The organism is Nocardia sp. NPDC051929 (genome assembly GCF_044548645.1).
In the GTDB taxonomy this organism is placed as follows: Bacteria; Actinomycetota; Actinomycetes; order Mycobacteriales; family Mycobacteriaceae; genus Nocardia; species Nocardia sichangensis.
Genome location: NZ_JBIUCG010000018.1, coordinates 187,700 through 209,947, shown reverse-complemented (window position 1 = coordinate 209,947; position 22,248 = coordinate 187,700). Strand labels below are relative to the sequence as shown.

At 69.5% G+C, this 22,248-nt stretch carries 19 protein-coding genes; 6 read left to right on the top strand and 13 right to left on the bottom strand.

Annotated features, from left to right (window positions below; genetic code table 11):
• Positions 1 to 418 precede the first annotated feature (418 nt).
• The 7 genes from ACIHAX_RS25325 to ACIHAX_RS25295 all read right to left on the bottom strand — a co-directional run bounded on the left by ACIHAX_RS25325 (position 419) and on the right by ACIHAX_RS25295 (position 6,587).
• Positions 419 to 1,654 (bottom strand): cytochrome P450, encoded by a 1,236-nt coding sequence (locus ACIHAX_RS25325; RefSeq protein WP_364433652.1) that lies wholly within the window; start codon positions 1,652 to 1,654, stop codon positions 419 to 421.
• Positions 1,651 to 2,922 carry a cytochrome P450 gene (locus tag ACIHAX_RS25320; RefSeq protein ID WP_364433649.1) on the bottom strand — a complete coding sequence of 424 codons (1,272 nt, stop codon included), beginning with the start codon at positions 2,920 to 2,922 and terminating at the stop codon, positions 1,651 to 1,653. The genes ACIHAX_RS25325 and ACIHAX_RS25320 overlap by 4 nt, the downstream gene beginning before the upstream one ends.
• Complete coding sequence (locus tag ACIHAX_RS25315) at positions 2,919 to 3,563, bottom strand: GTP-binding protein (protein ID WP_397279920.1); 645 nt, start codon at positions 3,561 to 3,563, stop codon at positions 2,919 to 2,921. The genes ACIHAX_RS25320 and ACIHAX_RS25315 overlap by 4 nt, the downstream gene beginning before the upstream one ends.
• Positions 3,544 to 3,909 (bottom strand): DUF742 domain-containing protein, encoded by a 366-nt coding sequence (locus ACIHAX_RS25310; protein WP_397279918.1) that lies wholly within the window; start codon positions 3,907 to 3,909, stop codon positions 3,544 to 3,546. Before ACIHAX_RS25310 ends, ACIHAX_RS25315 begins: the two co-directional genes overlap by 20 nt.
• Entirely contained in the window at positions 3,906 to 4,322 is a 417-nt protein-coding gene (locus ACIHAX_RS25305; RefSeq protein ID WP_355076477.1) for a roadblock/LC7 domain-containing protein, read from the bottom strand. Before ACIHAX_RS25305 ends, ACIHAX_RS25310 begins: the two co-directional genes overlap by 4 nt.
• Entirely contained in the window at positions 4,319 to 5,701 is a 1,383-nt protein-coding gene (locus ACIHAX_RS25300) for a sensor histidine kinase (protein ID WP_397279916.1), read from the bottom strand. Before ACIHAX_RS25300 ends, ACIHAX_RS25305 begins: the two co-directional genes overlap by 4 nt.
• A 469-nt stretch (positions 5,702 to 6,170) precedes the next feature.
• Positions 6,171 to 6,587, bottom strand: a complete 417-nt coding sequence (locus tag ACIHAX_RS25295) for a hypothetical protein (RefSeq protein WP_355076474.1) — start codon at positions 6,585 to 6,587, stop codon at positions 6,171 to 6,173.
• A gap of 175 nt (positions 6,588 to 6,762) precedes the next feature.
• Between ACIHAX_RS25295 and ACIHAX_RS25290 the strand changes: the two genes are divergently transcribed.
• Together ACIHAX_RS25290 and ACIHAX_RS25285 are read left to right on the top strand one after the other, a co-directional pair.
• Complete coding sequence (locus ACIHAX_RS25290; RefSeq protein ID WP_355076705.1) at positions 6,763 to 7,170, top strand: TIGR03668 family PPOX class F420-dependent oxidoreductase; 408 nt, start codon at positions 6,763 to 6,765, stop codon at positions 7,168 to 7,170.
• 96 nt (positions 7,171 to 7,266) lie between these two features.
• Complete coding sequence (locus ACIHAX_RS25285; protein ID WP_379252734.1) at positions 7,267 to 7,698, top strand: nitroreductase/quinone reductase family protein; 432 nt, start codon at positions 7,267 to 7,269, stop codon at positions 7,696 to 7,698.
• Positions 7,699 to 7,723: 25 nt separating this feature from the next.
• Here ACIHAX_RS25285 and ACIHAX_RS25280 read toward each other — a convergent pair whose 3' ends face one another.
• The 6 genes from ACIHAX_RS25280 to pruA form a co-directional block, all read right to left on the bottom strand.
• Positions 7,724 to 8,941 carry an MFS transporter gene (locus tag ACIHAX_RS25280; protein ID WP_397279914.1) on the bottom strand — a complete coding sequence of 406 codons (1,218 nt, stop codon included), beginning with the start codon at positions 8,939 to 8,941 and terminating at the stop codon, positions 7,724 to 7,726.
• A complete protein-coding gene (locus tag ACIHAX_RS25275) occupies positions 8,941 to 9,582 on the bottom strand; it encodes a GntR family transcriptional regulator (RefSeq protein WP_397279912.1) in 642 nt (213 codons plus the stop codon). Before ACIHAX_RS25275 ends, ACIHAX_RS25280 begins: the two co-directional genes overlap by 1 nt.
• A gap of 281 nt (positions 9,583 to 9,863) precedes the next feature.
• Entirely contained in the window at positions 9,864 to 11,273 is a 1,410-nt protein-coding gene (locus ACIHAX_RS25270) for an amidase (protein ID WP_397279910.1), read from the bottom strand.
• Between the two features lie 117 nt (positions 11,274 to 11,390).
• Complete coding sequence (locus ACIHAX_RS25265; protein ID WP_355076466.1) at positions 11,391 to 12,836, bottom strand: amino acid permease; 1,446 nt, start codon at positions 12,834 to 12,836, stop codon at positions 11,391 to 11,393.
• Between the two features lie 163 nt (positions 12,837 to 12,999).
• Positions 13,000 to 13,956 (bottom strand): proline dehydrogenase family protein, encoded by a 957-nt coding sequence (locus ACIHAX_RS25260; RefSeq protein ID WP_364433635.1) that lies wholly within the window; start codon positions 13,954 to 13,956, stop codon positions 13,000 to 13,002.
• Positions 13,956 to 15,593 (bottom strand): L-glutamate gamma-semialdehyde dehydrogenase, encoded by a 1,638-nt coding sequence (gene pruA / locus ACIHAX_RS25255; protein ID WP_397279907.1) that lies wholly within the window; start codon positions 15,591 to 15,593, stop codon positions 13,956 to 13,958. The genes ACIHAX_RS25260 and pruA overlap by 1 nt, the downstream gene beginning before the upstream one ends.
• Before the next feature lie 125 nt (positions 15,594 to 15,718).
• Here pruA and ACIHAX_RS25250 point away from each other — a divergent pair, with 125 nt between their 5' ends.
• The 4 genes from ACIHAX_RS25250 to ACIHAX_RS25235 all read left to right on the top strand — a co-directional run bounded on the left by ACIHAX_RS25250 (position 15,719) and on the right by ACIHAX_RS25235 (position 22,171).
• Positions 15,719 to 16,966: a PucR family transcriptional regulator gene (locus tag ACIHAX_RS25250; RefSeq protein WP_397279905.1), complete on the top strand. Its 1,248-nt coding sequence runs from the start codon at positions 15,719 to 15,721 to the stop codon at positions 16,964 to 16,966.
• A 250-nt stretch (positions 16,967 to 17,216) separates the two neighbouring features.
• Positions 17,217 to 19,214 (top strand): serine/threonine-protein kinase, encoded by a 1,998-nt coding sequence (locus tag ACIHAX_RS25245; RefSeq protein WP_397279903.1) that lies wholly within the window; start codon positions 17,217 to 17,219, stop codon positions 19,212 to 19,214.
• Positions 19,215 to 19,458: 244 nt separating this feature from the next.
• Positions 19,459 to 20,391, top strand: a complete 933-nt coding sequence (locus ACIHAX_RS25240) for a LysR substrate-binding domain-containing protein (protein WP_355076459.1) — start codon at positions 19,459 to 19,461, stop codon at positions 20,389 to 20,391.
• Positions 20,392 to 20,488: 97 nt separating this feature from the next.
• Positions 20,489 to 22,171, top strand: coding sequence for an AMP-dependent synthetase/ligase (locus ACIHAX_RS25235; protein WP_364433624.1), 1,683 nt, complete (start codon positions 20,489 to 20,491; stop codon positions 22,169 to 22,171).
• Positions 22,172 to 22,248 lie beyond the last annotated feature (77 nt).

The window sequence follows — 22,248 nt, the reverse complement described above, 5'->3', positions numbered from 1 at the left end:
GGTGATGACGCCGCCTGGTCGGGCACCCGGCGTTGTCCGTGGCGGCCCCGGACACGGACCGGAACGCACGCACGGAATAGCCGGCGACCGATAACTTTCCGTGTTCGACCGGGTCACAGCGTTGCCGGATCATCCTGGTTGAGGGTTGGCGATCGGGGTCGCACGCTGGGTTGCGCGGGCAGCAGTGCCCGCCCTTCACCTCCGCTCGTCCCAGTGTTGGGAGTGACTGCCCAAGGCGAGCATTAAGGAGTGCGTAGCAGAGATGTCACCCCGGCGAGTATTGCGACCTCTGCTCGCCGTAGGCCGGGCGACCGCCGCCGGCCCACTGTCGGCAGACCGACGTCCTTCGGCGTGATCCGGCCCTACGGGTGCGGAGTCGCACAGCTGGGCGCGCCGGTGCGAATTCGCCGGTCACGGATCAGTTCCCGAGATAGACCGGAAATGCTTCGAGGTCGTTCTGGGTGAGCACCGGCAGGTTGCGGATCTGTTCGACCGGCACGGCGAAGCGCAGGCCGGGGAAGCGGGCGAACAGGGCGGGCAGCGCGATGCCCGCTTCCATGCGGGCGAGCGCGGCGCCGGGGCAGATATGCGGGCCGTAGCCGAAAGCCAAGTGCCGGTTGGCCGTCGGGCGGGAGACGTCGAAGTCGTCGGCGTCGTCGCCGTGCACGGCGAAGTCCCGGCCGATCGCACGGTAGGACATGACCACACCCTCGCCCTTTTCGATGACGGTATCGCCGACGGCGATGTCCTCGGTGGCGAAACGCATGAGCAGATGGGTCACCGGGCTGTCCCAGCGCAGGGTCTCCTCCACCGTGGCGTCCCAGGTGTGGTCACCGGCGTGGACGGCGCTCAACTGCTCCGGCCGCGCCAGCAGGGCGCGCACGGTGTTGAGGATGAGGCCGATCGTGGTCTCGTGCCCGGCGGCCACCAGCGCCTTCAGGTTGCCGACCACTTCCTCTTCGGTCAACGGCTCGGTGTCGTCGCCGCCGACGATGAAGGCGCTGGTCAGGTCGTCGGTCGGGTCGGCGGTCTTCTTGCGCACCAATTCGGTGAAATACAGGTCCAATTCGTCGATCACCCGCAGCCGCTCGTCCTGCGGCGTCAGCAGCGAGAAGAACGCTTTGTACCAGTCGAGCAGCATCGGATGGTCGGCGCGGTCCACGCCCATCAGCTCACTGATGACCCGCATCGGCAGCGGATAGGCGAACACCGTCTTGAGGTCGACCGCCGCGCCGTCGCGTCCGGCCTCGGCCAGGTCGTCGAGCAGTTCGGCGGTCATCCGCTCGACCGCGGGACGCAGCGCGTCGAGCCTGCGCTTGGTCAGCGCCTGGGTGGTCTTGATCCGCAGCCTGCGGTGCTCGGGACCGTCGACGGTGAACATGGAACGGCCCGCGTCGACCATACCGATCAGCGGCCACTGCCTGGTCACCGCGCCGGACTGCCACAGCGACCAGGCGTTGATGTCCTTGACCAGCCTGGTGTCGACGAGCAGCTGCCTGGCCAGCGCGTGCCGGGTGACGGTCCAAGCGGGCACGCCGAGCAACTCGATCCGGGTGAGCGGACCCGCGGCGCGCAGCCTGCTGGTCTCTCCGCCCAGGTCGCCGACCATCGGATCGATGACAAGGGCTGCTGCGTGTGGGCATTCTCTGCTCACGGGGTACCTCCGACGGCGCGAACGGGTGTGAAGCGGACGGGCAGGGATGTCATGCCGCGCAGGAAGGCCGACGGTCGCCGGACCAGGTTCTGGGCGGGCACCGCGAGATCGAGGTCGGGCAGCCGGTCGAGCAGCACCTCGATGCCGGTGCGCGCGACGACCTCGGCGATCTCCTGCGCGGGAAACGGGCAGCGGTATTCGCCGTAGCTGAACGCGAAGTGCGCGCTGTTGCCCGAGTGCGCCGGCTCGGCGCCGTCGGAAACATGCTGGCGCACATGGGGATCGGCGTTGGCCGCGGCCAGGCCGAGCAGCAGCATGTCACCGGCCCGGATGACCTTGTCGCCGAGCCGCGTGTCGCGGGCTGCCCACCGTCCGGCGAGGATCTGGGTCGGCGTGTCCTCCCACAGCACTTCGTTCATCGCCTGTCCCACGCTGTGTCGCCCGCCGCCGAGCGCCGCGGCGAACCGGTCGTCGGTGAGCATCAGCCGCACCGAGTTCCCGATCCAGTCGGCCGTGGGCAGGTATCCGGCGGCGGTGACCGCCATCAGGTCCAGGACGTATTCCTCGTCGGAGAACGGACCGGGATGCGCCAGCATCCAGGACACCAAATCGGCGCCTCGCGCGACTTTCTTGGTCGCGAGCAACCGCCCCATGTGCTCGGCGAACTGCTGATGCGCGGCTTGGGCGTCGGCCCCGCCGTCGGCGAGCGTCTTCATCGTCCACGCCAGCCGCGGTCCGTCCGCGTCGGGGAAGCCGAGGATCCGCGCCAGGGCCAGCACCGGCAGCGGTTCGGCGAAATCGGCGACCAGCTCCGCTTCGCCCCTGCCGCAGAACGCGTCGATCAGGCGGTCGGCCAGGTCCTCGCAGGTGCGGCGCAATTCGAAGGTGTCGACCGTCTCCAACGCCGGTTCCACCATCGCCACGTGCCTGCGGTGCTCCGCGCCCGCGGTGAAATAGATCGACGGCATCGGCTGCCCGACCATCGGCAGCAAGGGCCAGTCCGGCGGGATGTTCGGCCACTGGTTCCACCGCCCGACATCGCGGGGGAACAACTCGGGATCGTTGGTCACCTGATGCAATTCGCGGTAGCCGATGACCAGCCACGCGGGGACGCCGCCGGGCAGCTCCACGGCGACCACCGGTCCGTGCTCCCGGCGCATCTCGTGATAGAGCTGATGCGGGTCGGTATGGAAACGCGGTCCGCTCAACGTGACCGGTGCGGTGCGGACGGGGCAGCTGTCGGTGGAACTCGGCGCGGGCGTGGTCATGACGCGGCCTCCGGAGTCGGGAACAAGGGGCGCCGGGCCGCCGGGGACGGCGCGCGGGAATAGAGGTGCTCGACGAGGGTGATGAGGACGCCCTTGCCGGACTCGCGGGAGCGGGCGTCGCAGTCGATCACCGGCACGTACCGATCCAGGTCGAGCGCGTCGCGGACCTCGTCGGGGCGGTGGCCCTCGCCGAAGTCGTTGCAGGCGACGACGAACGGCGTCTTCTGGTGTTCCAGCCGGTCGACCGCGTACCAGGAATCCGCGATCCGGTGCGGGTCGACCAGCACGATCGCGCCGAGCGCGCCGGTGAACAGCCGATCCCAGAGGAACCGGAACCGCTGTTGTCCCGGTGCGCCGAACAGGTACAGCACGTGCTCGTCGTCGATGGTGATGCGCCCGAAGTCGAAGGCGACGGTCGTCGTCGATTTGCCCGGCGCGCCACCGGGATCGTCGATCTCCAGCCCCTCGTCGGTCATGATCGCCTCGGTATCGAGCGGCCGGATCTCGCTGACCGCGCGGACCATCGTCGTCTTGCCGACGCCGAAACCGCCGACGATGACGACCTTCAGTCCCCGCGTGGTCGCACGGTGCAGGGGCGCGTCCGCGCGGGCGGGACGCGGATCAGAGCTTGCGGAGTCCAACGAGCACCTTCTCGAGCGTCGTGGTGTCGGGCAGGCAGTGCCATGGCGAGTCGGACGGACCGGCCTGCGGAGGACGCACGGTGATCTTGCCCACGTGCAGCAGGTCCGACAGCAGGATGGTCGCGATGCCGACCGGAATCCGCAGCTCGGCCGCGATTTCGACGACGGCGGTCGGAGCTCGGCACAGGTCGAGGATCGCCACGTGCTCGGACTGCATGCCCGGCGTCGGCGCGCACTCGCTGACCACCAGGGTGACCAGATCGAAGGTGTCGGAGTCCGGTTTGCTGCGCCCGCCGGTCAGCGTGTAGAGCCGATCGGGGTCGTCGTCGCGGCCTGGTCTGCTCACGACACGCCCGCTCCCGGGAAGCGCGGCGTGGCCGCCAAGTGTTCGCCGAGCTGTTCCACCAGCTCCCGCATATTGTGGCCGACCAGCCCGGCGTCCGCGTCCTCTGCGGCGACGACCGCGATGTGCGCGCCGAGCCCGGCTTCGACGATGAACAGGATGCCGCCGTAGAACTCCGTCATCGACTGGCGCACCCCGGGCCGGCCGTCGCCGAATTCCACCGACGCGCCGTGCGAGAGGCTCTGAATGCCCGCCGAGATGGCGGCGAGCTGGTCGGCTCCGTCCACGGTGAGTTCGGGCGTGTGGCAGATCTTCAACCCGTCGCTGGACAGCAGCAGAGCGTGCCTGGTGCGCGGTGTGCGGGTGAGCAGCTGTTCCAATAGCCAGCTCAGCTGGGCGGTCTCGGAGGTCGTCATCGTTCGTTCTCCATGGAGACGGAAGGGGCAGGGGGAGTGGTGGTGGCGCTGCCGGTCGTGGGCCCGGACACCGCGCGCTGGAACGCGCCGAGCGAGTCCGGTCGTGCCGGAGGAGGAGTCGGTGCGGCGGCCTCCGGTGCGCCGATGCCCTCGGGATGGACAGCGGCCAGCGTGCTGCCGCGACGCCGCTTGGGCAGCGCTCGGGGCGCGACGGCGGGAGCGTCCAGCGCGGGCGACGGACGCACGGCCTCCGGATCGGCGGATTCGTGGTCGAGCGGCGCGGCCGCGCGAGACCGCTCCCGCGCGACGGGCAGCGTGCCCGTGGTGGTGGACGGCTGCGGCCGTTCCGCGCGGGTGGTGAGGTCTCGCGGGATCACCACGACCACGGCGGTGCCGCCGATGGCGGAAGGCCGATAGGAGACGGTGAGTCCGTGCTTGCGCGCCAGATTGCCCACCACGGCGAGGCCGAGCCTGGTCCCGGTCAGCGAGGACAGGTCGGCTCCGGCCCCGCGGGCGTCCGGCGCGCCTGCCGAGACCGCCGCCTCGGCCCGGCGCAACGCCGACTCGCTCATGACCAATCCGCTGTCCTCGATGGTGATGATCACGCCTGCCGGAACCTCGGCGGCGTAGACGTGCACCTCGGTGGTGGGCGGGGAGAAGTTGCAGGCGTTGTCGAGCAGTTCCGCGAGCGCGTGCATGACGCCTTCCGCGGCGTGACCGGAGACCGCGATGTCGGCGATCGCGCGCAACCGGACTCGCTGATAGCCCGCCACACGTCCCATCGCGCCACGCAGAATCGATTCCATCGCAATGGGTTTGGCCCAGCGGCGGCCGGATCGCGCGCCGCTGAGCACGGCGATGCTGTCGGCGAGCCTGCCCGCCTGGGCGGTGCGGTGATCGAGCTGCAGCAGATCGGCGAGCACGGTGGGGTCGCCGTGGCGGTGCTCCATCTCGCGCAGCTCCGCGAGCATGCTGGTGGTCATCGCCTGCATGCGGCCCGCCGCGCCCGCGAAGGCCGCCATGGCCGCGGCGCGACGACTGTCACTGCTCTTCGCGCGCGCTTCGTATTCGGCGACCGCCGCGCTCGCGGCGGTGATCTCGGCCTCCGCGCCGCTGGCGACGAGCGCTCGGTCGTCCCTGGCCCGGCCCGCGTCCCGCCGGGCGTGCCGGGCCTGCCGACGGAAGTGGACGGCCGCCGTGGTGGCGGCGCACAGGGCGACGGCGGCGGCGGTGGCGCCTGCCGCGAGTGGGATCCGGAATTCGGCGGGCGCGTAGTACACCGCCGCCGTGACGACGGCAGCGGTCGCGACAACGCAGGCCCACAATGTCGCGTACGGCGGTTTCGGATGCCGGACGGCGCCTTCGCCGGGCTCACTCACCGCCGGATTCAACAACTCTGACAAGTTCCGTACTTCCGCACTCGCGCTTGCCGCCGGGAAACGGCACAGCTGCCCCCTTCTGCGTGCCGCGGCACCCCAAATATGCAGACCGACAAGCAGTTTCGAAATATCGCGGCCCGAGCATAGCGGGGTGGGCGGTGCGGCGCCACTCGGGCGTATTTCACGGGAAAGCGGCGCGGGCGGATATTCCGCTGCCGTGTCGATGCTCGGATTACGCTGACGACGCGGCGGAAAGTGCTACACGGCGACGCGCTCGGTGCGAAATGGGAAAATTAACGTTTGCCTAGAATTCACTATCGGTATGCCGGGGCGTCCTGTGTGCGGCCGTATTACCGATGCGATATTGCAAGCTTGGATTATCGACGCGTCATGCGATCGTGTCCGCGAGTGGCGGTGTGGCCGGCCCGCCGGGCTTCCCGGGGGCCGTAGCCGAGCCGCTGTCGTTCGATCAGAGTTGTGCGGTTTGCTCGCACGGGGGCAAGCCGTCGGCCTGGCGGAGCACTTCGGCGACGGACTCCAGGTACAGCAGGGTGCGCAGCGATACGCCGTTCACGGCCTGTCCGAGGCGGCGCAGGGCCGAATTGTCCAGGTGTGCGATCACTTCGGCGTCGCATGCCCGGTCGGGACCGGGATCGAACACGAAATAGTTGGGGTCGAGCCCGAACACGTGGGCCAGCCCGGCGCGGGTCTGCTCCGGGAGCGTGGCGACCTGACCGCGTCGAACTTTCGTCAGGTGACCTGGTTCCAGGTCGTACCCGGCTGCGGTCACCCATGTCTCGACCGTATCGTCGGCGAGCGGGCGCCCGTGCGCACGCTCCCACATCTCGAACGCTAGGTTCAGCCGGGCAGTGATATCGATTTCCACAACCGCCTCCACCTTCTGACGACATAGCCTCTTGACGGGTCACACATTGACTCGACCGTAGCGTGGTAGTAGTCGATCGCCGTGATTTCACGGCAAATGTCCGGTTGCATAGGGGGCGGAACATACTCGATCCCCGATTTCCGGGGACGGCGAGCTCGAGGAGGCGGGTGTGCGGCTGAGTTCCGAGGAGGCGCGCAAACGATTCGCGACCAGTCCGGTCGCACGGTTGGCAACGGTTTCGCCGCAACTGCGCCCGCATTTGGTGCCCATAGTCTTCGCAGTGGCGGGGGAGGTCGTCTACACCAGCGTCGACGCGAAACCGAAGACGACCACGGCGCTGCGCCGCCTGGACAATATCGCGGCCAACCCCGCGGTCGCCGTGCTCGTCGACCGGTACGGCGACGACTGGACCCAGCTGTGGTGGGCTCGCGCCGACGGTGCGGCCCGCATCGCGGACGGCGCCGAGGCGCAGGCGGCGATCGGTCACTTGACCGCGCGTTACTCCCAGTACGAACAGCAGCCGCCACCGGGCCCGGTGATAGCCATCGATGTGGCGCGGTGGTCGGGGTGGTCCGCCCGCTGAGCGAGCCGCGCCGATTCGGGTACAGTCACGATTCGTGATCTCCCGTTGCGGGGGTCGTCGAGCCGAACCACCCGTCGAGCCGATCGTGAGGATCGTATGCCCTCGAATTTCGCGCTGAAGGCCATGAATACGGCGCATCGCGTCCTACTGAAGATCAGCTTCGGGAAACTGGGCAACGACTTCTCCGGCATGCCGTCGCTCGAGCTCACCACCACCGGCCGCAAATCGGGCCGGCCGCACGCGGTGATGCTCACGGCGCCGATCGTCGACGGTGACACCTATGTCGTGGTCGCTTCGCGGGGCGGCGACCCCGTCCACCCGGCGTGGTTCCTGAACCTGCGCGACAACCCGGACGTCGTCGTGTCGGTGCGCAACGGGCCGAAGGTGCCGATGACGGCTCGAGTGGCCACCAGCGAGGAGCGGGCGGCGTTGTGGCCCCGGGTCACCTCCGCGCAGTCGGTCTACGCCGGTTATCAGACGAAGACCACGCGCGAGATTCCGCTCGTCCTGTTGACGCCGAAGAGTTGAGAGCGGCGCGGCGGATCGGTGACCGTCAGGCGCGATAGTCGCGCAGCACCGGACCGAGGCATCCGGCCGCCGCGAGCGCGCCCGCACCGAACATCGCTGGATAGCCGAGACCGAACGTGTCGTGCAGGAACGAAAGCAGGGCCGGGGTGCCGAATCCCAGGTAGCTCGCGGAGTAGAACACGGCTGTCAGCCCGGCCAGATCGTCCGGGCGGGCGATGCGTTCGATCTCCTGCAGCCCGGCCACCAGACCGATGCCGTAACCGGCTCCCAGCACCACGGCGGCGGCCACCGTCGCCCACAGGGTCAACAGACCGGAAGCCGTCGCGGCGAGCGCCATCCCGATCGTGACCGCGATCAGTGCCACCGCCGCCGCCCGCGCGGTGCCGGGCCGGTCGATCCGGCGCGCGACGGACTGGACGGCGAACCCGCAGCCGAGGGCGATGACACAGATCATGGCGGAGAACGCGATCGGCGCCGCGCCGACCCGAGGCGCCATCAGCGCGGGCAGCACCGCGTAGGCCGCCGCGGCGGAGGTGAACAGCCACAACGCGGCAGGCAATGCCACCGTGCGGAAGCGCCGGTGCCCCGCCGCGGGAATGCGCAGGTCGTCGCGGAGGCTCCCCGGATTTCGCCGCCCGGAGACGGTTTCCGGGGTACGCCGGACCCACACGGCGGCGATCAGGCACAGGCCTACGTTGATCAGATACGCCAAGGTGTTCGGCCACGGCGCCCATTGCGCGAGTACACCGGCGCAGCAAGCGCCGATGGCGAAGCCCGCGGTGAGGCTCATCGCGGAGCGGCGCGCGCCCGTGCCCGCGGGTAGCTGCGGACTATAGGGCGGTTGTGCCAGCTCTTTGAGCCAGCTGCCGCCGACCGCCATCGCCAGCCCGAGCGCGATGCCGCACAGCACCCGTCCCGCCGACAGGAGCGGCACCGAAGCGGACCCGACCGCGAGCAGCAGTGAACCTGCCGCGGCGATCAGCGGCGCCGGCCGCAGTAGGGCCCGGCGGCCGTGGCGATCCGACAGCGGGCCGCCGATCAGCAACGCGGGCACGATGCCGAGCACGTAATAGAAAAGCAGCAGGTCGACGGTCGTGGCCGCCAGCCCGTCGCTCTTGTACATCACCAGCAGCGGTGTGAATTCATTTCCGCCCCAAGCGATCGCGAACATCGCGGCGGCGACGCCCGGCCATCGGCTCGAGACGACCCGGTCGCGGGGCGCGGTGACGGTGAGTGTCGCCATCACCGGCCTCGTAGTTCCAGTTGGTGCACGCCGGACAGGTGCTCGACCAGCGCGTCGGCGAACCCGTCGACGTCCGAGGACGCGACGAGGTCGGCCAGCCGCGCGTGCTGCTCGATGATCCGGGTGATGTCGACCGGGCCGCGGTGCAGGGCGACGCTGTTCATCCGGCGCTGGCGTTCCCGCAGCGAGTCGTAGAAACCCGACAGCAGCGGATTGCCACCGGCCAGGACGTAGGTGCGGTGGAAGTCGGTGTCGGCGACCGCGAATCCGTCGAGATCGCCCGCGGCGGCCAGCTCGCGCTGCCGCCGGATCGAGGAACGCAACGCCTCGACCAGCATGCCGGGGTCGTTCGCGGTGGCGCCGCGGACCGCGGCGGTCTCCACCACGTACCTGGCGTGCGCGACGTGCTCGGCCTCGTCGGGCGGGATCGGCGCCACCAGCGCGCCGCGCTTCGGGTACAGCTTCATCCACCCCTCGGTCTCCAGCCGCAGGAACGCCTCGCGCACCGGCGTGCGGGAGGTGCCCAGGTCGGCGGCGATCTCACCCTCGCTGATCAGCTCCCCGCCCGCGAGCGCGCCGGACAGGATGCGCTCCTTCACGGCGCGATAGGCCTGCTCAGCGGATGAATACGTCTTAGACACAAGTTGTATCTTATCCTCGCGTTCGCCAGGAGTTCGCGAGGGGTGGACCGACCGGCCGCGTCCTACCAAGCAGCGATCGCGGAAGGTCCGTGGCGAGCATTGGCATGGCGTACCCGGGCACTGACCGCCCGGCAGGACGCGGCGGCCCCCGCGACAGGTGGCTCCGCTCACCGACCGGGGTGGTGCGGCGGATGTCACGTTCGGACCGGACCGCGCATTCGGGCGCGCCGACGCCGCTGCCGGGAACGGTGGGCCTTCCGGCTCTGGCGACGCCGTGCAGGCTAGCGGTGCGAAAGGGCGACCGGGCGGGGATGCGGGCGTGCCTGCTCGAGTTGCGCGGCGACCGGAAGAATCGTCGTCTCGCCGTTCGTGGGGCCCACCAGCTGCACCGACAGCGGAAGCCCGTCGTCGCCTACGCCCGCGGGCAGCGAGGCGGCGGGGTGACCGGTGACGTTCCACAGCTCGGTGTAGGCGACCATCGGAATCGAGGCGAGCTGGGCTCGTACCGTGTTCGCCCCGTCGAGCACGCCGAGCCGCGGCGGGCGGATCGCGATGGTGGGAGTCAGCAGCAGATCACATTCGGTGAAGACGCGGTCCATCTTGCGCGTCAACGCCTCACCGCGCCGGATCGCCCATTCGACGACCGGCCTGCGCGCCCAGGCGCCGACTGCCATCGTCTGCTTGGTGCGGCGTTCGAGCAGTTCCGGATGATCGATCTCGGCCAGTTCCGCGCGCACGCCGCCGAAGAACTGCGGGAAGAACGCGTGCATGGATTCGGGATAGTGCGGGTCGACCTCGGCCACCGTGTGGCCCAGTTCGGTGAGCAATTTCGCGGTGTCGCGGACGGCGCGCACATACTGCGGATCGAGTTTCACCATCAGGGCGTGCGGTTTGGTGCTGTAGCCGATGCGCAACGGACGGGCCGGTTCGCGCGCCGCCGCCTCGAACGAGGTCGGCGGTTCCGGAGCCCGGAATCGGTCGGTGGGGGTGCTGCCGCGGATGACGTCGTAGACGACGGCGGAGTCCAGCACGCCGCGGGTCAGCGGCCCGGCGGCACCCAACGCCCACCACAGGTGCTTGTTCGGGGACATCGGCACACGCCCGCGTTGCGGCTTGAGACCGAATAATCCGCAGCATGCCGCCGGGATCCGGATCGACCCGCCGCCATCGCCTGCGAGTGCGACGGGCACCAGCCCGGCCGCCACCGCGGCGGCCGACCCGCCGCTCGATCCGCCTGGAGAGCGGCTCGGGTCCCACGGATTGCGGGTGACGCCGAACGTGCTGGACTCGGTGAACGGCCACTGCCCGAATTCCGGCATCGCGGTCTTGCCGACGATGATCGCCCCGGCCGCGCGCAGCCTGCGCACGGCTTCGGCGTCCGCCACGGCGGGCGTGGCATTCGCCCTGGTGCCGAAGGTGGTCACCACACCGGCGACATCGAACTCGTCTTTCACCGCGACCGGCACCCCGTGCAACGGGCCGACCGGCTCGCCCGCCGCGCGCTCGCGATCCCGCTCGACGGCCGCCGCCTTGGCCTCATCCCGCAGGACATGGGTGAACGCGCCGAGATCCGCCGCGGCATCGATTTCGTCGAGCGTCGCCTCGACCAGTTGCTCCGCCGAAAGAGCGCCCTGGGCCAGTAACTCGCGCTGTTCGAGCACACCCGCCGACACGGCCTCGCGCAGGTCCATCCGCCACCGCTCCTTCCGAGCCGCGCGACGTCGCGGCTGTCGCCGATGCCGACGTTTTCGACCGTAAGCAGTCGAGCGACCTTTCCGCAATGGTGTACCCGCCGACGGCCCGCGTGGTCAGGAAGTCGCCGGGCCTTCCGCCGCGGCGGGCCGGGGCCGCTCGAGCCTGGAATGGGTGCGCGAGTAGGTGAAGTAGACGATCAGGCCGACGACCAGCCAGATCACGAAACGCGCCCAGGTCTCCCACGGCAGCGACCAAATCAGATACACCGAGAACCCGATGCCGATCAGCGGCACGACCGGCATGAACGGCAGGCGGAACTCGCGCGGCTCGTCGGGGCGGGTGCGCCGCAGCACGATCACGGCTACGGACACCACGATGAACGCCATCAGGATGCCGATATTGGTCAGTTCGGCCACCACGGTGATGTCCAGCAGACCGGCCATCAGCGCGGCTCCGATGCCGACGATCCAGGTCACTCTGGTGGGCACCTTCCGGACCGGATGGGTCTTGGCGAACCATTCCGGCAGCAGGCCGTCGCGGCTCATGGCGAACCACACGCGGGTGACGCCGAGCATGAAGGTGAGCACCACGGTGACGATGCCGATGATGGCGCCGATCGCGATGATGTTCGCGACGCCCGGCTGCCCGACCGATTCGAACGCGGTGGAGAACCCGCTGGTCGGGCTGATCTCGGTGTACTTCTGCATGCCGGTGAGCACCAGGGTTGCCAGGACGTAGAGGACCATGGCGATGGCCAGTGAATAGATGATCGCCTTCGGCAGATGCTTCTTGCCCTCGGTGGACTCCTCGGCGGCGGTGCTCATCGCGTCGTAGCCGAACACGGCGAAGAAGACGGTGGCCGCGCCCGTCCACACCGCGCCCGTGCCGAACGGGAAGTAGGGGGTGTAGTTCGAGCTGTCGATGTGGAACACGCCGAGCGCGATGATCAGCACGACGAGGGCCACCTTGATGCCGACGGCGACGGTCTCGAACCGGCCGACGCTGCGGATGCCGCGCGAGAGCAGCCAGGCCGTACCGAGGCAGAACAGCATGGCGAACACGTCGACGACGTGGCCGTCACCCGTTCCCGCCGCGCCCAGCATCCAATCCGGCACTGCGATGTCGACCTGTTCCAGCAGGAATTTGAAGTAGCCGGAGACGCCGATGGCCACCACCGCCGCGACCGCGACGTACTCCAGCAGCAGATCCCAGCCGATGAACCAGCCCGCGATCTCGCCGAGCGACACGTATCCGTAGGTGTAGGCGGACCCGGCCTTGGGCACCATCCCGGCGAACTCGGCGTAACACAGCGCGGCGGCGGCGCTGGCCACACCCGCGATGAGGAACGAGATCAACACCGAAGGCCCGGTGACCGAGTGCGCCACCGCGCCCGCCAAGGTGAAGATGCCCGCGCCGATGATGCCGCCGACACCGATCGCGGTGAGCTGCCACAGGCCGAGCGACCGCGACAACTGCTCGTCGGCCGCGGCGGCTTCGTCGTCGACCTCGCCGAGCGGCTTTCGGCGCGTCATCTGGGCGCGTAGGTGAGCGAGGACCATGCTGTTCCTTAAAGCTGTGTTCGTTTTCTCCAGCGCCGACGGCACGTACTCGGTCGAAACCGTGTGTTCCGCCAGTATGGTCGCGTGGCGCCGCAAGTGGCGGCGAAAAGCGCGCCAGTGCTGGTGACTCGGTTCAGTGGGCTTCGTCCGTCCGTGCTCCCGCTCAGCGGTCGCGGAAGGAGCGCAAAAAGAACGCGATGTTGGCGGGGCGCTCGGCCAGCCTGCGCATGAAGTAGCCGTACCACTGGTCTCCGTAGGGCACGTAGACGCGCAGTGTGTGGCCCACTCCGGCCAGGCGCCGCTGTTCGGTGTCGCGGATGCCGTGCAACATCTGGAACTCGAAATCGCCTGATTTCCGGCCGCTTTCCCGCACGTGGCGCAGCGCGGCATCGATCAGCGCCGGGTCGTGCGTGGCGATCATCGGATAGCCCTTGCCTTCCATCAGAACCCGCAGGCACCGGAGATAGGACTCGTCCACGGCGGAACGGCTCTGATAGGCCACCGACGCGGGTTCGCGATAGGCGCCCTTGCACAAGCGGATCCGCGATCCCGGGCCCGCGAAGGTGCGGCAGTCCTCCTCGGTGCGTTTGAGATAGGCCTGCAAGACCGTGCCGAGCCATGGGAAGTCCAAACGCAGCTCGCGCACGATCGCCAGCGTCGCGTCGGTAGTGGTGTGGTCTTCGGCGTCGACGGTCACCCAGACCCCGGCGGACTTCGCCGCCGTGCAGATCTCGTAGGCGTGCTCCCGGGCGATCGCGTATCCGTTCTGCGGGAGCGACTGGCCCAGCGCGGAAAGCTTGAGCGATACCTCCAGCTGCGGCACCGGAGCATCGTTCACGGCCCGCAGTTCCGCCAGCGCCGACAGCAGCCGCAGGTAGTGCACGACGGTGCCGCGGGCGCTGTCGAGATCGGTGGTGTCCTCGCCGAGGTAGTCGATGGTGACCGAGCGGCCGGAGCCGAGCAGCGCCGAGGTCGCGGCGACCGCGTCACCCTCGGTCTCGCCCGCGATGAAACGGTCGACCACCTTCTTGGTGGCCGGGATGCGGGTGATCGCGCGCTCCACGCGCGGGGAGCGGGAGGCCGCCAGCACGGCGGGCCGCAGCAGTCCGGAGAAGGCCATCACAACTCCTGGTGCGGGTAGCGGTGGTCGGTCGCGGGGACGAAGGTTTCCTTGATCGTGCGAGTGGAGGTCCAGCGCAGCAGGTTCTGTGCCGAGCCTGCCTTGTCGTTGGTGCCCGACGCGCGCGACCCGCCGAACGGCTGCTGGCCGACGACCGCGCCGGTGGGTTTGTCGTTGATGTAGAAGTTGCCTGCCGCGAAGCGCAACCGGTCGGCGGCCGTGGCGATCGCCGTGCGATCCCGGGCGATGACCGAGCCGGTCAGGCCGTAGGGCGAACCACGGTCGATCAGGTCGAGCACGGACTCGAACGAGCCACCGACCGAATCGTCGTACACGTGCACGGCCAGGATCGGGCCGAAGTACTCGGTGCGGAACGCCTCGTCGGCCGGGTCGTCGCCGAGCAGGACGGTCGGCTCGACGAAATAGCCGATGCTGTCGTCGGCGTGGCCGCCCGCGGCGATGGTCAGGCTCGGGGTCGCCTTGGCGCGCGCGAGGGCTTCGGTGTTCTTGTCGAAAGCCCGCCGATCGATGAGGGCGCCGCCGAAGTGACCGAAATCGGTGACGTCGCCGTAGCTGAGCCCGGCCACCCGGTCGATGAACTCGCGGCCCATCCGGTCCCACACCGATCGTGGCAGGAAAGCGCGCGAGGCGGCCGAGCACTTCTGGCCCTGGTAGTCGAACGCGCCGCGGATCAGGGCCGTACTCAGTACGTCCGGATCGGCGGAGCTGTGCGCGACGACGAAGTCTTTGCCGCCGGTCTCGCCGACCAGGCGCGGGTAGGAGTCGTAGCGGTCGAGATGCGCCGCGACGGTGCGCCAGAGGTGGCGGAAGGTCGCGGTGGATCCGGTGAAGTGGAGGCCGGCGAGCCGGTGGTCGGCCAGTGCCACCTCCGACACCTCGGGGCCCGCGCCGTGCACCATGTTGATCACGCCTGGCGGCAGCCCCGCCGCCTCGAGCAGCTTCATCGTCCAGTACGCCGCCACCGATTGGGTGAGAGCCGGTTTCCACACCACGGTGTTGCCCATCAGCGCGGGCGCGGTGGGCAGGTTGCCCGCGATGGCGGAGAAGTTGAACGGCGTGATCGCGTAGACGAATCCCTCGAGCGGCCGGTAGTCCATCCGATTCCACACCCCGGGCGCCGAGATCGGCTGATCCGCCAAGATCCGTTGAGCGAAGTGCACATTGAACCGCCAGAAGTCCACCAGCTCGCAGGGGGTGTCGATCTCGGCCTGGTAGGCCGTCTTCGACTGGCCCAGCATCGTTGCGGCGGCGATGGTTTCGCGCCACGGCCCGGCCAGCAGGTCCGCGGCGCGCAGGAAGATCGCGGCGCGCTCGGCGAACGGCAGCGCACGCCACCCCGGTGCCGCGGCGGCGGCCGCCGCGATGGCGTCGCGAACCTCGCCGGGCCCGGCCGTGGTGAGCGTGCCGAGCACGGCGGCGTGCCGGTGCGGCTGCGTCACCGTGACGCGTTCGCCCGAGCCGTGCCGATGCACACCGCCGATGACGTGGGTGACCTCCGTCGGGGTCGCGGCCAGATCGGCCAGCTTCGTCCGCAGGCGCTCGCGTTCCGCCGTGCCCGGCGCGAAGCTGCCCACCGGCTCGTTGACCGGCGGGGGCGGGGACACGACGGCGTCCATGGAACCTCCAGTTGTCAGATGAATTTTTGGTACTGGGAAGTCAACACCGGAAAACTGTCCGGACAATGAGCCTATTGGACAAAGATGAGGCAAATGCGTTGTCGAGTTGGCCGAAGGACGGGAACGTGGGCGGGGATGGTGAGGAAGTCGCCGCGGACATCGACCTGTTCGCGCTGGCGCAGATGATCGCGGACCACGCGGGCGGGATGGTGTCGATCGAGGACCCGCGGTCGCATGTGCTCGCGTACTCGGCGTCCGACGAGACCGCCGACGAGTTGCGTGTGCGATCGATCCTCGGCCGGGAAGGACCGCCGGAGTACCTGAGCCTGCTGCGGCAGTGGGGCGTGCTCGATCGGCTGCGCGACACAGACGAGATCGTCGACGTGCCCGCCCACGACGAGTTGAACATCAAGCGCAGGCTGGCGATCGGGATACGCCGACCCACCGACGCGCGGGCACGCGCTCCGCGCGTGCTCGGCGCGATCTGGCTGCAGCAGGGGGATCGGCCGTTCCATCCGGACGCGGCGGAGATCCTGCGCGGCGCGGCGGCCGTCGCGGGACGCCTGATCTCCCGGAGCCTGGACGCGCCCACCACCGAGGCGCTGCTGATCCGCCGGCTGTTCGGCGCGGGTGCGGCGGTCGACGCCGCGGCAGTGGCGAACGCGCTGCATCTGCCGTCGACCGGTCCGGCCGCGGTGATCGGCTTCGCGCTCGCGTCGGGCGAGCACGCGTCCGGCGCCGACCGGGCCGCGCTGGGTGGCGTACTCCGGTTGCGTGCCAGTTCCTTTCGCGGTGACTCGGTGAGCACCGCGATCGGTGACCGCGTCTACGTGCTGCTGCCGGGCTACCGATCCGAGCAGGCGGTGACGGCCTGGACACGTCAGTTGATCGAGCACTTCGACACCAAGGGGTCGCTGTCGCTGCGGGCCGCGATCGCTTGCCCGGTGCCCGATCTCGGCCGGGTGGCCGACGCGCGCGCCGAGGTCGATCGGGTCCTCGACCGCACCGCCGCGTCGCCCGCGAGCCGGGTGACCACCCTCGCCGAGGCGCGCACCGCGGTGCTGCTCGGCGAGGTGCTCGATCTGGTGGCAGCGCGGGCGGAACTGCGCGATCCGCGGCTCGGCGCACTGTTCGACTACGACCGCAAGCATTCCGCGAACCTGCGCGACAGCGTCGAGACCTATCTGCGCGAACATGGCGACGTGCGCGACGCCGCCGCGGCACTGTGCGTGCATCCGAACACGCTGCGCTACCGGCTGCGCCGGGTCGAGGACATCCTCGGCATGAATCTCGACGACCCCGCCGACCGCCTGCTGCTGGAGATCCAGCTCGCCCTGCACCGCCGCCCGCGTAAGCCAGAGGCATCCGGTTGACGACGGCTGCCGGTGGCGACCACCGCGACGGGTTCGCGTCGTCGCGATGATCGCCACGACCGTGGCGGCAACGGCATCGGTTCGCGGCATTGGAGGCCCCATCGCGCTGGGACCTGCGCTGATGGCTTCCGGCCGCTGACCGGCCCGCTGTGCGATACGTCCGCCGAAGGGGTTCGCCGGGCTCTACAGTTGAGCGCGGGAAGCCGGGGCACGACCCCCGGAAGTCCGGGTCCCCGTCACGGAGGACGAGATGACGACGCGACGTCAGACGCTCGAGGTGGGGTCGCGATTCGGGCCGTATCGCCTGGATCGCCTGATCGGTCGTGGCGGCATGGGGGAGGTGTTCGAGGCCTATGACACCGTCAAGGATCGCGTCATCGCGCTGAAGGTGTTGCCGGAGCGGTTGCACGACGACCCGGTGTTCCGGGAACGATTCCGGCGCGAATCGCACGTCGCGGCGCGGCTGCAGGAACCGCACATCATCCCGATCCACGACTACGGCGAGATCGACGGCCGGCTCTACATCGACATGCGCTTGGTCGGCGGCGACAGCTTGCGTGCGCTGTTGAAAGCGCAGGGGCCGCTGGAGCCGGAGCGGGCGGTCGCGATCATCCGGCAGATCGCCGCCGCGCTGGACGCCGCGCACGCCGACGGCCTGGTGCACCGCGACGTCAAACCGGACAACATCCTGCTCACCCCCGACGGCTTCGCCTATCTCGTGGACTTCGGGATCGCGCAGTCGGCGACCGGGGAAAGTCTCACCGGCACCGGCTCGGCGATCGGGTCGTTCCACTACATGGCGCCCGAGCGGTTCCACTCTCGCACGGTCACCCCCGCCGCCGATATCTATGCCCTGACCTGCGTGCTGTACGAGTGCCTGACCGGTTCGCGGCCGTACCCCCGCGACACCGAAGCGCAGATCATCTCCGCGCACCTGTTCGAGCCGCCGCCGCAGCCGCACTCGCACCGTCCCGGCCTGCCCCTCCGGCTGGACGACGTCGTCGCGCGCGGCATGGCCAAAGATCCGCAGGCGCGGTACGGCACCGCGGGTGATCTGGGGGCGGCGGCGCAGGCGGCGGTCGTGGTGGGCCCGGCTACGGGCCCGTCGGAGTCGCTGGGGACCGCGGACGCGCCTGCCGGTGCGGGTAGTCCGGAGGACCGGTCGGGGGCGGCGGGCCGCGGTCACCGCCCGAGGCGGCCACACCGCCGTCGGTTGTTGCGTGTGCTCGCCCTGCTGGGCGTCGTGCTGCTCGCCGCCACGCTCGGCTTCCTGGGCTGGGAGCTGGTCCGGCCTACCTCCGGCACCGCCGTGCCCGACGCGAGCGCGCCGAACGGCGCGGACGTCGAACTGCTCTCGCTGGTCGGCCCCTCCGGCTACAAACGCGCGAATTGTGTGCACGAGACTCCCGACGCTCCCACGGTCGCCGTCGTGTTCTGCGCCGCGAATCCGGCGGCGAGCGACCCCGTGGCGCGATTCCTGCGGTTTCGCACCGTCGACCAACTGCGCGGCTACACGTCGTCGTTGCTGACCGCGCTGCACGGACACAACTGCCCGGGAGATCCGCCGGGGCCGGACGGGCCGATGCTGCGCGACGGCGTGGAAGTCGGCCGCAAGTCGTGTTTCGAGAGCAAGATGGACGATCCCGCCGCGCCGCGGCCCGCGCTGCTGCTCACGGACGAGCGGGCTTCGGCGGCCGCGGTGTACATCTGGAACCCCGACGAGCAGCCGTACCGCGACTATGCCGCCGTGCGTAACCGCCTCGGGTTCCGCACCTCCGACGTCGCCCGCGATCCCGACTATTTCACGCAGGCCGATCATGCGGTGCTGAACCATCTGGCCGGTGATTTCGGGCCGGCCAACTGCCGCCACGCCGACCCGCCGCCCGGTCCGGTGGCCGCGGCGCTGGCCTGCGGGACGAAGGCCGGATTTCCGGCCGCGGAGTTCTTCGGCCTCTCGAACCCGGAGTCCGCGACGGCACTGTACGAGGCCGACCGCGCGCAGTTCTCCGGCCATGTCTGCGGTCGCGGCGACCAAGGTGACGATGTCTGGCGACAGGACGGCAAAGTCCTCGGCCGTTATTTCTGCTATCCGAACACCGACGCGGCGCTCGGCCCGAACTGTCTGCTGGTGATCCATCAGAAGTACGCGGTCATCGGGAATTTCTGCACGCTGCGCGCCGATCACCCGGAACCGGGGCCGAAGAGCGAAGCCGACCTGACGGCGTGGTTCCACCAGTATTTCGGCTAGTGCCCCGGCCCGCGCCGCGGTGGCAGCGCGGTTGCCCCACACCGGGTTTCCGTCTTTCGAGTTGCCCTCCGGCGGGGTTTCGGGGAAGCTGGATGGTCACGGGCGCGAGTAGCACACCCTCTCGCCCCTTCGGCGGCAGTTCACCGATCGGCTACGGTTTCGGTGTCGTTCGTCCGATCTCGGTTCATCCTCGGTTACTTGGTGGCGCTACCGTTTCCGGTACGCGGAAAAAGGAGCCGGCGGCATGGAGTTCCGACATCTGGTTTCGTTCATCACGATTGCCGAAGAGCTGCATTTCGGCCGCGCAGCGCAGCGCTTGCATCTCACGCAGCCCAGTCTCAGTGCCCAGCTGCAGAAGCTGGAGAAATCGCTCGGCGTGCAACTGGTCGCACGCAACTCGCACGAGGTCAAACTGACCCCGGCGGGCCGGGAGTTCGAGAGTCAGGCCCGGCTCATCGTGGCGCAGATGGACCGCGCGGCCCAGGCCGCGAAGGCGACCGCCGAAGGGCGGGCGGGCACCCTCAACATCGGGTACAACCTTCCGGCCAGCAGACACGTGCTGCCGGAGGCGCTCACCAGGATGACGGAGCGACATCCCGACATCGTGGTGTCGCTGTGGGAGAAGCGCACGGGCCCGCAGTTGGCGGCGCTCTCCGACGGGTCGCTGGACCTCGCCCTCGTGTACGGCCATCCCAGTACGACCGACTTCCGGTACCGGCGGCTGCTGCACCGGGTGCCACTGGTCGCCGTGGTCGGGCGCAGGCATCGGTGGGCCGACCGGCCCGGCGTTCCCTTCGCCGAACTGGAGGGCCAGGAATGTGTGCTCTTCGCCAGGGAACAGTGTCCGGCCATGTACGACTCGATCTTCCGGGCGGCGGCGGATTCCAGGATCTCCCTCGCCGTGGCGCAGACCGCCGACGACCCGGGTGCGACGGCGCACATGGTCTCGGTGCGCCCGCTGGTGGGCTTCGCCTCGCTGCCGCGGGCGATTTCGATGGGCATGGGCGGACCGGGAACGGCTTCGGTCGCGGTGAAACTGTTCGATCCGGTGCCGACGCTCGATTTGTACGCGGTGTGGCGTGCGGACGAGCCGAATCCGGCGGTCGGCTTTTTCCTGGATTGCATCGATTCTCCGGAACCGGCGCAAATCGATATTGCCCGCGCGGTATCGGCCTGACCACGTCGATAGGTGATGACATTCGCGCGGTAGGAACCGCGATGTCGGCGACGCGGTAATTCCGTGCCGCCGACCAGAATTCGACATTGTGAACACAGTGTCTGTCATCGCAGTGTCGGTCGGTGAGAATGGTTTCGATCTGCCGGACTCGGCGAGTTTGTACTCGGTGATTTCCGGCGCGGCTGCCGAGCACCCGGACCGGCTTTCGCTGTGCGACGCCGACGGAACGCGGCTCACCAGCGCCGAGGTGGACCACAGGGCCCGTGCCCTGGCCTCGGCTCTGGCCGAGCGCGGCGTCGCGGCGGGTGATCGGGTCGCGGTGCTCGGCCGCACGAATCTGTCGTGGGTGCTGCTGGATTGCGCGCTGCTGGCCCTGGGCGCGGTGGTGGTGCCGGTCTACCCCACCTCGTCACCGAGCCAGATCGAGCACATCCTGAGCGACAGCGGAAGCGCGTATTTCGCCGCCGAGAGCGCCGAGGACGCCGAGCGGCTGCGCGCGGCCGGCGCGGGTGAGGTCTGGGCCTTCGAGCAGATCGCGGACTGGGCCACCGGCGCGGTCGATCCGGGGCTGGCCGCGCGCATCGCCGCGGTCCGGCCGGACGACCTGGCGATGATCGTCTACACCAGCGGCACCACCGGCGTGTCGAAGGGCTGCCTGATCACCCATCGCAACATGTTCGTGTCCTCGTCGAACACCGTGCGCCGCACCGGTGCCATGTTCGACGGGACCACCGTGCTGGCCCTGCCGCTGTCGCACGTCTTCGGCCAGACCATCCTGTTCGCCTGCCTGTTCGGCGGCAGCCGCACGCATCTGCTGCCCGGCATTCCGGACCTGGTGCCCACGTTGCCCGCCGTGCGGCCGACCTTCCTCGCGATGATTCCCTACGGCTTGGAGAAGATTCGGAAGTATTGCCGCACCCTGCTCACCGAGACCGAGGAGCGGGAGGCGGTGGAGCGCGGTCTCGACCTGATGCGGGCGCGAGCCACGCCGGAGCCGTCGACGCACCCGGTGGCGGCAGCGCTCGGCGGTGAGCTGCGCTACGTCATCTCCGGCGGCGCCTCGCTGGACGATTCGACGGTCGGGTTCTACGCGGCCTTCGGCGTGGAGCTGCTCAACTGCTACGGCCTCACCGAAGCCGCCACCGCCGTGACGGTGAGCGCCCCCGAGACCAACCGGCTCGGCACGGTCGGCAGGCCGATTCCGGGGACCTCGGTGGCCATCGCCGCGGACGACGGCGAGGTGCTGGTCGGCGGACCGCACGTGTCGCCGGGGTACTGGGGCGCGGCGGCGAGCCAGTCGCCGGTGGACCCGGAGGGCTGGCTGCACACCGGCGACCTCGGCGAAATCGACGACGACGGATTCCTGCGGATCACCGGGCGTAAGAAGGAGATCCTGGTGACCTCCGGCGGCAAGAACGTGGCGCCCACGCCGCTGGAAGACCGGATCCGGCTGCATCCGCTGGTGTCCAACTGCATGGTGCTCGGCGACGGCCGCGATTTCGTGACCGCCCTGGTGACTCTGGATCAGGCGCAGGTGCGGCGCTGGCGCGCCACCGAGCCGGACGGCGATCTCACCGCCTCCGTGCAATCGGCGGTCGACGACGCGAATTCGCTCGTCTCGCGCGCGGAATCGATTCGGGCATTTCGAATCGTGGACGGAGATTTCACCGTCGAGGACGGATTGTCGACTTCGTCACGAAAACTGCGCCGCGCCGCGATCGCCGAAGCCTACGCGGCGGATATCGAACTGCTGTATTCCGCGCCACGGCCCGCACGATAGCCGCGGCCGATCGGCCGATGAATCAGGGCCCGGCGCGGTGGTCGAGCGCCAGGCACGGCCACAGACTCGAATCGGAA